Origin of the sequence: Bacteroides sp. 51, assembly GCF_010500965.1 — a bacterium.
In the GTDB taxonomy this organism is placed as follows: Bacteria; Bacteroidota; Bacteroidia; order Bacteroidales; family Bacteroidaceae; genus Bacteroides.
Genome location: NZ_QVMI01000042.1, coordinates 14,068 through 28,396, shown reverse-complemented (window position 1 = coordinate 28,396; position 14,329 = coordinate 14,068). Strand labels below are relative to the sequence as shown.

Genomic DNA, 14,329 nt, shown 5'->3' with positions numbered 1-14,329 from the left:
AGATAAGGTAAATACATTATATGACTATTACGATAGCCAAGGGTGGATAACGCCGGAAGAAAAGGAAAGGTGTAGTCTGAGGAGGTTTTTTGAAGGGTTATGATTGAAATGGTTTTGTTTAATCGCTCCCACCACCTCCCCCCTTCGGGGTACTCCTCCTCAGAAAAGAGGAGAGTCCCTGCGGGAGGCGAAGCAACTCCCATCCTTTCCTCTCGTTCCGTCATCACAAATGGCAAAGGTCTCCCCGACCAGGCGTGGCACGATCTGACATGCCTGCAAGTATCGGACAGCACAGGAATCAGTGAAAAGATCAATAAAACACGCTAACAATCAACCCGTTACAAATTTTTCTCAGAAAACTGCTCCGGGAGCTCAATAATTCTTTGCTATTTCGGTAAGAACCTGCACCTTTGTAATGTTGATCAACAAAAAGAGTGAAAAAGAACCTAAACATTAACGATTAAAAAAGGAGGTAACAATGGCTATTCCTTATAAAGTTGTGAAGAAGAAGTCGAACCCTTTGTTGGCTAACTCGCCGGAGAAGTATTATCCGCAGTTGGTCACACTGGGACGGAGTATTGACCTGGAGTATATGACCGAAAAGATCAGAGACAACTCATCGTTGTCGGGTGGTGAGGTAAAGAGTGTACTCATTAACTTCGTAGAGAAAATGAAGGAGCAGTTGCTCGAAGGTAAAACCGTGAATATCCTGGGGCTGGGAGTGTTCTATCTGGCAGCCAAATCCAAAGGTGTGGAAAAGGAGGAGGACATGACGGACAACGATATAACTTCGGTACGCATCTGCTTCCAGGCAAATAAATCGCTGAAACTCACCCGCACGACAACCCGCGCAAGCGAAAGAATGCAGTTCGTAAAACTGGAAGACTATCTGAAGTCACTGGGATTAAGCATCACTGCTCTTGACAAGAATGGTACAACCAAACCGGACGATGGATCGGGAGATGACGACGGAGACGATGAAGTTGTTGATCCGGGATTCTAGCGGGGGGGGGGCGAGGCACCCCGGCCAGGGGCGGCAAGCCGCGCTGCGCATCCTTAATTATTTAACCTAAACTTTAACGAATAAGAATGAAAAGTTCGACAAAAAATTTGATTTATAAGATTCTGATCGCCATAGCCAGCGCGCTGGCAGGGGTCATTAGTGGACAGGCAATGAATTAAAATATTGCTACTATGTATGAAAGAGGCTGAATTCTGAAACTTGTAGAAGACTTAGAATTCAGCCTCTACTGTTTTCTTCATGTTTAAAAGAAAAATTATCTTTCCTCTATAAATCATTCTTTTTATGTAAGTTTGTAAGTATGACCAAACAAGCAATACAGGATGGTCACTACAAGATGGAAATTTAAAAGGGTACCATGGCACAACATAACTGTGAAAACTGCTCCATAAGAGCAAAGTACGATAAAGACCCGAAGTCGATAATCGGGCGTTTCTGGCGTTGGCACATCAACTTCTGTCCCGGATGGAAAGGATATATCCGTTCATTGGACGAAGAGGAAAAGCAAGTATTGAAAGATAAGTATCAGTTGAAAGTATCGTGAAAGTTAAAAGCACTCCAATACCAGCAGATAGTTTGGTTATATCTATTTTGCGCTGATCAAACCATTCCATAAGATAATTGTGAAGAGTATGTTGAAGCAGGCTTTATCTATGATATGAAAGTCAAAAATTCCAAAAAATCACTATCTTTGCCATCATGATCAAACACCGTATAGCTCAATATATAGAAAAAGAACAACTGCTCACATTACAAGACAAAGTGCTTGTTACATTAAGTGGCGGGGCTGATTCCGTGGCATTGTTACGGATTCTATTATCGTTGGGGTATACGTGCGAAGCTGCCCATTGCAATTTCCACCTCCGCGGAGAAGAATCTAACAGAGATGAAAATTTCGTTGAACAGTTATGCCATAAGTTAAACGTTACGCTACATGTGAATAGTTTTGAAACACAGGCTTATGCATGTGATCATAAGATCTCTATTGAAATGGCAGCACGCGAACTTCGCTACAATTGGTTTGGGGCTTTAGCTAAAGAACACGACCACACAGCCATTGCAGTAGCGCACCATCAGGATGATAGTGTAGAAACCATGCTACTCAACCTGATACGTGGCACGGGGATCAATGGATTATTAGGTATCCACCCCAAAAATGGAATGATAGTACGCCCGCTACTATGCGTTACCCGGGATGAAATTATAGATTACCTACAGCACATCGGGCAGGAATACGTAACGGACAGTACAAATCTGGAAGATGAATATACACGCAACAAAATCAGATTGAAACTGATTCCGATGATGCAGGAGATTAATCCGTCAGTGAAAGAGAAACTATTCCAAACCGGAAGCCACTTGAATGAAGTTGCCACTGTTTATCAATACACCATTGAAGAAGGCAAAACGCGGGTACGGACAGAAGAAGGAGTCTCTATTCAAGCCTTGCTATCGGAACCGTCGCCAAGTGCATTATTGTTTGAGATGCTATTACCGCTGGGGTTTAATTCGCCTCAAATTGAGGATATTATGCAATCTGTTATTGCCGGACAGTCTGGAAAACAATTCGTCAGCAATCAAGGATGGAGAGTAATCAGAGATCGGGAATTACTTCTTATATATAAGGTAGGAGAAAAAGAAGAAAACAACACTACCCCACCCTTTCAATTAATATATGAAGAAGTAGAGTATACACCCAACTTTAGTATTAATAAAGATAAGAACATCGCTTATTTTGATGCAGATAAGTTAAAAGAGAAACTCACCATCCGCAAATGGAAGCAAGGAGATACATTTGTCCCCTTCGGCATGACCGGCAAAAAGTTAGTCAGCGATTTCCTGACTGACAGGAAGTTCTCTCTCTTACAGAAAGAGAACCAATGGGTCTTATGCTGTGGAGAAAAGATCATCTGGATTATCGGAGAACGTACCGACAACCGCTTCCGGATAGAGAACTCTACCCGGCGCGTAATGATTGTAAAACTACAATAAGGTTTGCGGCTGCTTCTGCTTAGGAAAGTTCTTCGAAAGCAAAGGTGCAAAAGGTGTATCAAAGCTACGGGCGCGTTCGGGACATGCTTTCACACAAGCACAACAACGAATACATTTCTCTACGATTGTATGTTGTTCCTCACCTTTTATGATTGCAGCGTTAGGACATTTCTTCACACAAATTCCACAATGAATACAAAGAGATTCATCGGTTACAGGGGCTTTAGGAACAGGAACCTCACTTTTACGCATTTTAATTACTCCACGTAGAAAGCGAAGTAGCCCGAAAAGAGATTGCTTAGGACGGCGTATTGAGCGCACATCTACCGGATATACTTTTCCCAACGTTTCCGCTGTACGTATTTTTTCGGCTACCAGTTTTCCGAAGTTATGGGCAAATAGCAAGTCATCCTGATCAGGGCGTCCCTGCGCAATGGGATGTTTTTCCGTATGATAAGAATGTTCGCCAACAAATGTAGCAGCACCTATCACCTTGAATCCCTGACGAATAGCGAAAGCATCCAACTCCATCAATGCCTTTTCATAAGCCCGGTTACCATAAACCACTACCAGCACAGCCGGTGTATCATTGCCACGTATATTTTTCATTCGTTGCAACGCCAAAGGCGCAACACGTCCACCATACACAGGAACAGCTATAACAGCCACTTCACTCCCGACAATATCCAATTCTCCGGCTTCGGATAATGTTACATCGGTTATCGTTATATTTTCCGTCTCCATTCCATGAACAATTCCCTGCCCTACTTGTTTTGAAGTAGACGTGGGTGAGAAACAAATCAGATGCGCCTTAGTCAATTCCATACGTTTTTTTAGTTTTATAGCCGGACAAATATACGCTTTATCAGATAAAAAAACGAGATTTTGTTTCCAAATTGAAATTTGTTACTATCTTTGCAGCGTAAATCCACTTGGATTTCCCACCAAAGTAGATAAACAGGATTTCTCTAATTCAATAAAGTATATCCCTAACTTACAAATAAAACATTTTTCAACATGGCAAATAGCCCCTTTTAATGGGCTGTCCAATCTGTTTGTGAACAGAACCTATGAATGAGGAATTAATACTTAACATTAAATATACGCATGTATAACATTATTCAGTTAAACGACAAGAACTTGTCGGAACTACAGTCTATTGCTCAGGAGTTGGGCATTAAAAAAACAGACTCATACAAAAAAGAAGAACTCGTTTACAAAATCCTTGATGAACAAGCAATTGTCGGAGCCACTAAAAAAGTTGCTGCGGATAAAATCAAAGAAGAGAAAAAAGAGGATAAGAAAAAACGTTCACGTGTGAGTGTAAAGAAAGAAGGCGACAAAGTATTCACCGCTTCTAAAACCGGAGAAATTACCAAAACAGAAACTGCTGTGAAAGCACCGGTAGCCAAACCCGTAAAAAAGGTGAAGGAAGAAGAGAAGCCCGAAGAAAAGAAAGAAGCCGTTGCTGAAGTTACTGAAACCAAAGCGAAAACAGCTACCGCAACAGCAACAAAAAAGAAAGTAACGGCAAAGAAAAAGACAACCGAGGAAAGTACAACTACTGAGAAAAAACAAGAGAACAAAGAAGTTGAAAATAAGGTTGTTGAAAGTAAGCCGGTTGCTAAGCCTGTAATTAAAAAAGCAGTCAAAGAAGAAAAAGTAAATGAAGCTCCCGAAACACCAGCCGTTGCCGAAGACTTTATTCCTATTGAAGACCTTCCGGTTGAAAAGTTCGAACTACCAGCCGAACTTTTAGGCAAATTCGAAGCCACAAAGGTGGAACAACCTGCAAAAGTACAGGAAAAGCCACAGCCTAAACCACAGCACCAGCAACAGCAGCAACAACGCCCACGTATTTCCCAGCCCAACGATAATAACAGAAATAACCATAACAATAATAACAACCAGCGTCCGCAGCCTCAAAGGAATGCACCGGCTCATAATAATTATGACACAGAAAACGCACCGGTTCAGGAGCGCAAGGTTGTAGAACGCGAACGTCCATACGAATTTGACAATATTCTTTCGGGAACCGGCGTATTGGAAATTATGCAGGACGGTTACGGATTCCTCCGTTCGTCCGACTATAACTACCTGGCCTCACCGGATGATATTTACGTATCACAATCGCAAATCAAGCTATTCGGCCTGAAAACCGGAGACGTAGTAGAAGGTGTGATCCGCCCACCCAAAGAAGGAGAAAAATACTTCCCATTGGTTAAGGTTTCAAAGATCAATGGACGTGACGCCGCTTTCGTGCGCGACCGTGTTCCATTCGACCACCTCACCCCTCTTTTCCCGGATGAGAAATTCAATTTATGCAGAAAAGGATACTCAAACTCACTTTCAGCACGTGTTGTAGACCTGTTTGCTCCTATCGGTAAAGGCCAACGTGGTTTGATCGTTGCCCAGCCAAAGACCGGTAAGACACTGTTGATGAAGGATATTGCTAATGCTATTGCAGCAAACCATCCGGAAGTTTACATGATTATGTTGCTTATCGACGAACGTCCTGAAGAAGTTACCGACATGGCGCGTAGTGTAAACGCCGAGGTTATTGCTTCTACTTTTGACGAACCGGCAGAACGCCACGTAAAAATAGCAGGTATTGTACTTGAAAAAGCGAAGAGATTGGTAGAGTGCGGACATGATGTGGTGATCTTCCTTGACTCCATAACCCGTCTGGCACGTGCATATAACACTGTATCACCAGCTTCCGGTAAAGTCTTGTCGGGTGGTGTGGATGCCAACGCATTGCACAAACCAAAACGTTTCTTCGGTGCAGCACGTAACATTGAAAATGGTGGTTCGTTAACCATTCTTGCTACTGCACTGATTGATACCGGTTCTAAAATGGACGAAGTTATCTTCGAAGAATTTAAGGGTACAGGTAATATGGAGCTTCAACTTGACCGTAACCTGTCTAACAAACGTATATTCCCGGCAGTTAACATTGTAGCATCCAGTACGCGCCGCGACGATCTGTTGCTTGACAAGCAAACACTCGACCGCATGTGGATTCTACGCAAATACTTGTCAGATATGAACCCAATCGAAGCTATGGACTTTGTGAAGGATCGTTTGGAGAAAACAAGAGATAACGAAGAGTTCCTTATGAGCATGAATAGTTAAGAAACAAACCTATTACTTGCAAATATTATTCAAAAGCGTGAAGAATTTGATTTTTCTTCGCGCTTTTTGCATTATATATCATCCCTTTTTGTATTTTTGTGTCGCAAATACCTATTGATGTATTTATTTTCAAGGAACAAAACAAACGGCGTTAGTGAGAGCATTCATTATCATTCTATTATTATCGTTAACCGGACAAGCATTTGCTATAGACAACGATGTCAAGCTAAAGCGCTTACAAACTTTCATTAGCAGGAATCTTCGATACTGTAGTGAAATGCCCATAGATAGTATCATCATATGGGGAGAATATTTTGAACCCACGCTTTTAAAAGAAAAACAATACACCGAACTTTTCGAAGTAATGTATCTTGTGGCCCATACCCATGCCATGCGTGGAGATATCGGACTGGCCATAAATAAAGTTCATCTTATTTCAGAGAAAGCCAAACTGTTAAACTATGATCTGGGATTTGCACTGGCCAGTCAGGCTATTGGAGACACATATACATACTCTAATATGTTACCCGAAGCCATTGCAACTTACAAACAAGCGCTGGATCTGTTAAATAACATTCCCCATACGGATCTCTACAAAAAACGACTACTTGGCAGATTGCTGCAAGTGTCTCTGACAGGAAATAATATAGAGGAGACCAACCATTACCTGACTCTATTTAATCATCTGCTTTCCGAAAAAGATACAGAAGACCCCATTTACATTTACCGGTTGGCTTTTAACGCGTATTATAAACTCCGATTAGGGGAACTGGACGAGGCGCATAAAATCTTACAACAGGCTTTTGCACATGCAGATCAATGCGGAACGCAACCTCTTCCTTATTTAATTCACATATCTGCCTTATACCACGAAGAGGTAGAGGATTATACAACTGCGCTACAGGAGTATGAACAACTCACCGACATACTATTCAGTGAATCGGGTTCCATCGGGCAAAACCAGATCATGACAGGTTATGCCAGGGTTCTGATGAAAACCGGGAAAGCAGAGAAAGCCAATCAACTTTACCAAGACGTAAACAAAGTGAAAGATTCGCTCAGTATCAATAGCTATACACGTCAGGGTAACCGCCTACATGCCAGCTACCAGATAGACACCATAGAATTCGAAAACCAAACAGAAAAGAATAACCTGGTACGTATGGCTATCATTGTAGGAGGAACAATTCTTATTTTGTCTTTCCTATTGGCATCTTATATAAGAAGAAGCAACAGAAAACTTGCAGCATCAAGGAAAAGCCTCGAAGAAGCCAAAAGGCAAGCCGAAACCTCAACACGCTCGAAAAGCATGTTCCTGTCTAATATGAGTCACGAAATACGTACTCCACTCAATGCCCTGTCGGGATTCTCTGCTATTCTGACAGAAGAGTCTATTGATAATGAAACCCGCCAGCAATGTACTGAAATCATTCAGCAAAACTCTGAATTACTATTAAAACTAATCAACGACGTTATCGACTTGTCTAGTTTAGAGTTCGGAAAGATGCAATTCAACTTTGAACATTGCGACGCCATAGTACTTTGCCGCAATGTGGTCGAAATGGTTCAGAAGATCAAACAAACCAGGGCCGAGATACTGTTTGACACTGATTTGGAGGAACTGATACTATACACAGATGACGCCCGTTTGCAACAGGTATTAATCAATCTGCTGATCAACGCAACCAAGTTCACACCTTCGGGCAGCATTACACTGAAACTATCTTTACAGAGTAAAAGTATGGCGCTGTTCACTGTGACCGACACCGGCTGCGGCATCCCATTGGAAAACCAACAGAAAATATTCAAACGCTTTGAAAAGCTTGATGAGCAAGATAAGGGAACCGGACTCGGCTTGTCGATCTGCCAATTAATCATTAAACACATTGGCGGCGACATTTGGATTGATCCGGAATATACCGAAGGCTCGCGCTTCTGTTTCACACACCCTATAAAGAAATAAAGAATAGGAGAAATGCATTACATGAAAAAAGTCATATCCATATTTCTTCTGTTCATTGGCTGTTCTTTTCTATTCAACGCCAATGCCAATGAAGTAGACAGCCTGCGTTTGCTCGTCGATAGGTTACCTCAAAATGACACTACCCGGCTGGCACATCTAAGGAAAATAGCTATTATTCAACAAAGCACACATCCCGGCCTCTTAGTAGCTCAAGAGTTGTACAAAGAAGCCAATCGTCTGAACAGTGACAAATACAAATGCTATTCGGCTTTTTACATGGCATTATACTATACCAACAATGGGATTTTAGATAGCGTCAACACGTATGCAAGCGAAGCTATCCGGCTGGCCGAAAAAGAAGAGATGTGGAAAACATACTTTGAAGCAGCCAAGGTTAAAGTCAATACGCTTATTATGAACGAAGAGTACGAATATGCGATTGATGAAGCATCAAAGATGTACAATAAAGCCAACGAATTAAATAATACCGACGGCAAGATTACAGCATCTATTTGCCTGGCTACTACATATATCGCGTCGGATCGCATCAATGAGAGTATTGAGACATTAAAGGCTGCTTATAAAGACAAAGCTAAGATCAAAAATATATTTGTGTTGACAGAGATATTGAGTTTATTATCTTCTACTGCACATTATGTTGACAATTATGATGATCTATATATTTATCTTAATGATTTAAATAAAGCAATACACGATTACTTAAAAAACAATCCGTTTAGTGAATCATATAACAGTATCTTCCTGTTCATTGATATTCATTACGCTTACTATTATGTGGCCAAAGGAAAGCCGGAAGAGGCATTAAAACATCTGGAAAAAGCCCAAAAGCTGAGAAACCATTATAGTTTTTCTATTTACAGCAATATTTTTTATGATGCGTATTCTGAGTATTACTTTTACACAAAGCAATACGACAAAGCCCTTGCGGCAATAGATTCATCTATAGTGGACCTCCAAACACTTATGCCTAAGGATTACTACAAACAGCTTATCAAGAAAGCAGTCATACTGAGTAATGCCGGAAAACATACAGAGGCTCTGGAACTCTATCAGGAAAGTATGCACGGTAAAGATTCCATTGACCATATTTTGTCGAGTAAGCAGATGGAGCAGATTCAGAATATATATAAGGTAAATAAGCTTCTTTTAGAAAAGGAACAAATCAAATCCAACCGGAGTTTTATTGCTTTGATTGTCATTCTGTTGTTCACCACCCTACTTGCCTTATTCATTATACGTGCTCTTTTTGTCCGCAAGAAATTAAAAGAGTCCGAGAATGAAATGCGTATAGCAACACAGATGGCCGAAGAAGCGAATGAAGTGAAGAATCTGTTTTTATCGAACATGAGTTATAATATACGTACCCCGCTCAATAGCGTGGTGGGTTTCTCGCAACTCATGGCGATAGATCCCGACATGGATGAAGCGCAGCGCAAAGAATACTCTACCATCATCAAACAGAATTCGGAAGTTCTGTTGAATCTGGTAAATGATGTACTTGATATTTCGCGTCTGGAAGCCGGAATGATGAAATTCAACCTTCAGGAATATGAAGTGATTACACTGTGCAGAGAGGCCATTTACACGGCCAAAGCAAAAGAGCAGCCTATACAGATTAACTTCCAGCCCGAATTTGAGGAACAGCAGATCAGGGTAGATACGTTCCGTTTCAGCCAGGTGCTTGTGAGTTTGCTAACTTATCCTACTCCGGTTAATAGAAGAACAACGATAACACTCACTGTAAGATTGGACAAAGCCAATCAGTGTGTATACTTCAAAACCGTTGGCAGTCCGATAGCTAATCCGGAGGCTGCTACACAAGAGGTTACCATACGAAATGACATCAATCTTCTTTTCCTGAAACGCTTCGGAGGAACCTATGAGGTTTATACAGAAACTCTGGAGGGTCCGGCAATAGTTTTCACTTATCCGTTGAGTATCTCTGAATAAAAGTGTACTTTTGCATTTCTTTGCGATTTAAACACTTTTACGTATGTATAATAACAAACAAATCTGGAGTATCAGCTACCCGATACTTCTGGGACTTTTGGCTCAAAACATCATTAATGTAACCGACACAGCCTTTCTGGGGCATGTGAGTGAGGTTGCTTTGGGCGCTGCCGCTATGGGTGGTTTGTTCTACGTTTGTATCTATACCATTGCTTTCGGATTTAGTGTAGGATCGCAAATCGTTATTGCCCGCCGCAATGGCGAGGGGCGTTATCAGGATGTAGGGCCTGTTATGAATCAGGGCTGTATGTTCCTTATTATATTAGCCATCCTGATGTTTGGTTTTACAAAAGGATTCGGTGGGAACGTTATGCGCGTCATAGTTTCGTCGGATGTGATTTACGATGCCACGATGGAGTTCCTTAACTGGCGCATATTCGGTTTCTTCTTTTCTTTTGCCAGTGTCATGTTCCGTGCATTTTATATTGGCATTACGCGCACCAAGGTGCTGACAATCAATGCAATTGTTATGGCTTTGACAAACGTTGTGTTAGACTATGCACTTATTTTCGGTAAGTTCGGTCTGCCCGAGATGGGAATCAAAGGAGCTGCCATTGCTTCGGTTATTGCCGAGGCAAGTTCTATCCTGTTCTATATTATCTATACTTATATTACGGTAGACCTGAAAAAATATGGGCTAAACAAGCTGCGCTCGTTCGATATGACTTTACTAATGCGTATCCTTAGCATTTCGAGTTTTACGATGTTGCAGTACTTCTTGTCTATGTCGACCTTCTTTGCTTTCTTCATGGTGGTGGAACGACTGGGGCAACGCGAACTGGCTATTGCCAATATTGTGCGCAGTATCTATATCTTACTGTTTATACCGGTCAATGCACTGGCTACAACAGCCAACAGTCTGGTTAGTAATGCCATTGGCGCAGGCGGCGTGCAATATGTGATGGGGCTGATCAGGAAGATTGCACGTATGGACCTCCTGATCATGCTGGTAGTCGGTGGATTGATTGCCCTCTTTCCCAAAGCGATTGTATCTATATATACCAGTGATGCAAGTCTTATTGCCGAATCAATACCTTCGGTTTATGTGATATGTGTAGCCATGTTGGTTGCCTCTGTAGCCAATGTGGTATTCAACAGTATATCGGGAACGGGTAATACGCGTGCCGCGTTGATTCTGGAATCGGGCACGTTGGTGTTTTATGTGGCCTACCTTTTGGTTGTCGGAACGGTTTTCAAAGCACCGGTAGAGGTTTGCTTCACCACAGAACTGGTATATTATACCCTGCTTCTGATTATCAGCTACATTTACCTGAAAAAGGCGAAGTGGCAGAATAAGGAGTTATGAGTTTTGAGTGGCCAAAAGCCGGATTAGGTGAATTAACTCATAACTCAAAACTCAAAACTCAAAACTTTTATGTAAATTTGCGCTCTTAAAAATGTAATATAACCCAAACAAGATATGTTCGATAATTTAAGTGAGAGACTCGACAGGTCGTTTAAAATTCTGAAGGGTGAAGGTAAAATCACCGAAATCAATGTTGCCGAAACGCTGAAAGATGTCCGCAAAGCCTTGCTGGATGCCGACGTTAACTACAAAGTAGCCAAGACATTTACCGATACGGTGAAAGAAAAAGCGCTGGGACAGAACGTATTGACAGCCGTTAAGCCCAGCCAGTTGATGGTGAAGATCGTACACGATGAGTTAACTACCCTGATGGGTGGCGAAACGGCGGAGATCAATATCAAAGGAAACCCGGCGGTTATCCTGATGTCGGGTTTGCAAGGTTCGGGTAAAACGACATTCTCGGGCAAGCTGGCCAAAATGCTGAAATCCAAAAAGGGAAAGAAACCTTTATTGGTTGCAGCCGACGTTTACCGCCCTGCGGCAATCGAACAGTTGCGCGTATTGTCCGAACAGATCGGGGTGCCGATGTACTCGGAGATAGATAGCAAAGACCCGGTGTCTATTGCCCGGAATGGTATCAAAGAGGCGAAAGCGAAAGGATATGACCTGGTTATTGTCGATACAGCGGGACGTCTGGCGGTTGACGAACAGATGATGAACGAGATTGCAGCGATCAAAGCGGCGATCAACCCGGACGAGATTTTGTTTGTGGTAGACTCCATGACGGGACAGGATGCTGTTAACACGGCTAAGGAGTTTAACGAACGCCTGAACTTCGACGGTGTGGTGCTGACAAAATTGGATGGTGATACCCGTGGTGGTGCTGCGCTTTCTATCCGCACGGTGGTGAACAAGCCGATTAAGTTTGTGGGTACGGGCGAGAAGCTGGAAGCAATCGACCAGTTCCACCCTTCGCGTATGGCGGATCGTATCCTGGGCATGGGTGACATTGTTTCGCTGGTAGAGCGTGCGCAGGAACAGTATGACGAAGAGGAAGCGAAACGTTTACAGAAGAAGATCGCCAAGGATCAATTCGATTTTAACGACTTCCTTAGCCAGATCGCACAGATCAAGAAGATGGGTAACCTGAAGGATCTTGCTTCTATGATTCCCGGCGTAGGAAAGGCAATCAAGGATATAGATATTGACGATAATGCTTTCAAGAGTATTGAGGCTATCATTCACTCCATGACTCCGAAAGAGCGCTCTAACCCTGCGCTCCTGAATGGTTCGCGCCGTGCACGTATCGCCAAAGGTAGCGGTACAACCATTCAAGATGTTAACCGCTTGCTGAAACAATTCGACCAGACCCGCAAAATGATGAAAATGGTAACCAGCAGCAAAATGGGCAAAATGATGCCCAAAAGAGGGTAACCAGCCTCACCCCAACCCTCTCCAAAGGAGAGGGAGCTTAAAGGATAGTCTGCAAATTCATAACCTTATTATAGAGTATAATGAAAGAAAATAATCAAAATATACAGTCGGAAGTAACCCCTTCCCCCTCTCCTTTGGAGAGGGCTGGGGTGAGGCTTATCGACGGAAAGGCAATCTCTGAGCAGGTTAAGCAGGAAATTGCGGCCGAAGTGGCTGAAATTATTGCCAATGGCGGCAAACGCCCACACCTGGCAGCCATACTTGTTGGGCATGATGGCGGTAGCGAAACTTATGTGGCAGCTAAAGTAAAAGCCTGTGAGGTATGTGGATTTAAGTCTTCTCTAATTCGCTACGAAGACGATGTGACCGAAGAAGAATTGCTGGCTAAAGTGCGCGAACTGAATGCGGACGAGGATATTGACGGGTTCATCGTGCAACTTCCATTACCGAAGCATATCTCTGAACAAAAAGTAATCGAAACGATTGATTACCGCAAAGATGTGGATGGTTTCCACCCCATCAATGTGGGACGTATGTCAATCGGACTTCCTTGTTATATATCAGCCACACCGAACGGGATTATCGAATTGTTGAAACGCTACAAGATCGAAACTTCCGGTAAAAAGTGTGTTGTATTAGGTCGCAGCAATATCGTAGGTAAACCGATGGCTATGTTGATGATGCAAAAGGCTTATCCGGGCGATGCCACGGTAACGGTATGCCATAGCCGTTCAAGAGATCTGGTCAAAGAATGTCAGGAAGCGGATATCATTATTGCCGCACTGGGACAACCCAATTTCGTTACGGCAGATATGGTAAAAGAAGGGGCTACGGTAATTGACGTAGGTACTACGCGCGTTCCTTCCGACAAAACGAAATCCGGCTTCAAACTTACCGGCGATGTACTGTTTGATGAAGTAGCTCCTAAGTGCTCTTTCATCACTCCTGTGCCCGGTGGTGTTGGCCCGATGACGATCGTTTCATTGATGAAGAATACCTTGCTGGCAGGCAAGAAGGCAATATATAATTGAGAATTGAAAATTAAAAACTGAGAGTTCTTGCTGCATAGAATTCTCAATTCTCAATTTTCAATTCTCAATTTATTAAAATATTCTTTCGAATGTTTGCAAAATAAAAGATAATACCTATCTTTGCACCGCATTAGCAAAAACATGGTGGATGTAGCTCAGCTGGTTAGAGCGTCGGATTGTGGTTCCGAAGGTCGCGGGTTCGAACCCCGTCTTTCACCCTTAAGCCCCTTAAAGGGGCTTTTTTTATAGCAAAGCGCGATTGAGCACAATTACCCACCACTCCTCCTATAAATTTCAAAAAACAACAAAAGAGTAGCATTCATGTGCCAAAACTGTTTATTCATGGGAGATGCAGGATGGTACTTCCCAAATAAAATGCTAGCACTCATATAGCACTACTAGCACTCATTTCATCC

The 14,329-nt window shown here is 42.5% G+C and carries 12 protein-coding genes and 1 tRNA gene; 12 read left to right on the top strand and 1 reads right to left on the bottom strand.

All coding sequences use genetic code 11. The annotated features are described in order from the left end of the window. Nucleotides 1-108 precede the first annotated feature (108 nt). From D0T87_RS24310 to tilS, 5 genes are all read left to right on the top strand, one after another. Nucleotides 109-327, top strand: a complete 219-nt coding sequence (locus D0T87_RS24310) for a hypothetical protein (RefSeq protein ID WP_203558755.1) — start codon at nucleotides 109-111, stop codon at nucleotides 325-327. Between the two features lie 151 nt (nucleotides 328-478). After that, complete coding sequence (locus D0T87_RS21645) at nucleotides 479-1,003, top strand: HU family DNA-binding protein (protein ID WP_163178025.1); 525 nt, start codon at nucleotides 479-481, stop codon at nucleotides 1,001-1,003. Nucleotides 1,004-1,089: 86 nt separating this feature from the next. Continuing rightward, nucleotides 1,090-1,182 carry a smalltalk protein gene (locus tag D0T87_RS21640; RefSeq protein WP_163178023.1) on the top strand — a complete coding sequence of 31 codons (93 nt, stop codon included), beginning with the start codon at nucleotides 1,090-1,092 and terminating at the stop codon, nucleotides 1,180-1,182. A 197-nt stretch (nucleotides 1,183-1,379) separates the two neighbouring features. After that, on the top strand, nucleotides 1,380-1,565 hold the full coding sequence (locus D0T87_RS21635) for a hypothetical protein (protein WP_163178021.1): 186 nt from the start codon (nucleotides 1,380-1,382) through the stop codon (nucleotides 1,563-1,565). 155 nt (nucleotides 1,566-1,720) lie between these two features. After that, a complete protein-coding gene (gene tilS, locus D0T87_RS21625; protein WP_163178019.1) occupies nucleotides 1,721-3,013 on the top strand; it encodes a tRNA lysidine(34) synthetase TilS in 1,293 nt (430 codons plus the stop codon). Here tilS and D0T87_RS21620 read toward each other — a convergent pair. Beyond that, a complete protein-coding gene (locus D0T87_RS21620; RefSeq protein ID WP_163178017.1) occupies nucleotides 3,005-3,838 on the bottom strand; it encodes a 4Fe-4S binding protein in 834 nt (277 codons plus the stop codon). The genes tilS and D0T87_RS21620 overlap by 9 nt on opposite strands. Before the next feature lie 282 nt (nucleotides 3,839-4,120). Here D0T87_RS21620 and rho point away from each other — a divergent pair, with 282 nt between their 5' ends. From rho to D0T87_RS21585, 7 genes are all read left to right on the top strand, one after another. Next, complete coding sequence (rho, locus tag D0T87_RS21615) at nucleotides 4,121-6,148, top strand: transcription termination factor Rho (protein WP_163178015.1); 2,028 nt, start codon at nucleotides 4,121-4,123, stop codon at nucleotides 6,146-6,148. Between the two features lie 154 nt (nucleotides 6,149-6,302). After that, nucleotides 6,303-8,111 carry a HAMP domain-containing sensor histidine kinase gene (locus D0T87_RS21610; protein ID WP_163178013.1) on the top strand — a complete coding sequence of 603 codons (1,809 nt, stop codon included), beginning with the start codon at nucleotides 6,303-6,305 and terminating at the stop codon, nucleotides 8,109-8,111. A 21-nt stretch (nucleotides 8,112-8,132) separates the two neighbouring features. Further along, nucleotides 8,133-10,082 (top strand): HAMP domain-containing sensor histidine kinase, encoded by a 1,950-nt coding sequence (locus D0T87_RS21605; RefSeq protein WP_163178011.1) that lies wholly within the window; start codon nucleotides 8,133-8,135, stop codon nucleotides 10,080-10,082. A gap of 43 nt (nucleotides 10,083-10,125) precedes the next feature. Beyond that, the gene (locus D0T87_RS21600; protein ID WP_163178009.1) at nucleotides 10,126-11,448 is read left to right on the top strand and encodes an MATE family efflux transporter; all 1,323 of its coding nucleotides are present in this window, start codon (nucleotides 10,126-10,128) and stop codon (nucleotides 11,446-11,448) included. A gap of 114 nt (nucleotides 11,449-11,562) precedes the next feature. Further along, nucleotides 11,563-12,882, top strand: a complete 1,320-nt coding sequence (gene ffh, locus D0T87_RS21595) for a signal recognition particle protein (RefSeq protein WP_163178007.1) — start codon at nucleotides 11,563-11,565, stop codon at nucleotides 12,880-12,882. Nucleotides 12,883-13,031: 149 nt separating this feature from the next. Continuing rightward, nucleotides 13,032-13,913, top strand: coding sequence for a bifunctional methylenetetrahydrofolate dehydrogenase/methenyltetrahydrofolate cyclohydrolase FolD (folD, locus tag D0T87_RS21590; RefSeq protein ID WP_163178029.1), 882 nt, complete (start codon nucleotides 13,032-13,034; stop codon nucleotides 13,911-13,913). Between the two features lie 143 nt (nucleotides 13,914-14,056). Next, nucleotides 14,057-14,132: transfer RNA gene (locus tag D0T87_RS21585), tRNA-His, on the top strand. Nucleotides 14,133-14,329: the final 197 nt, after the last annotated feature.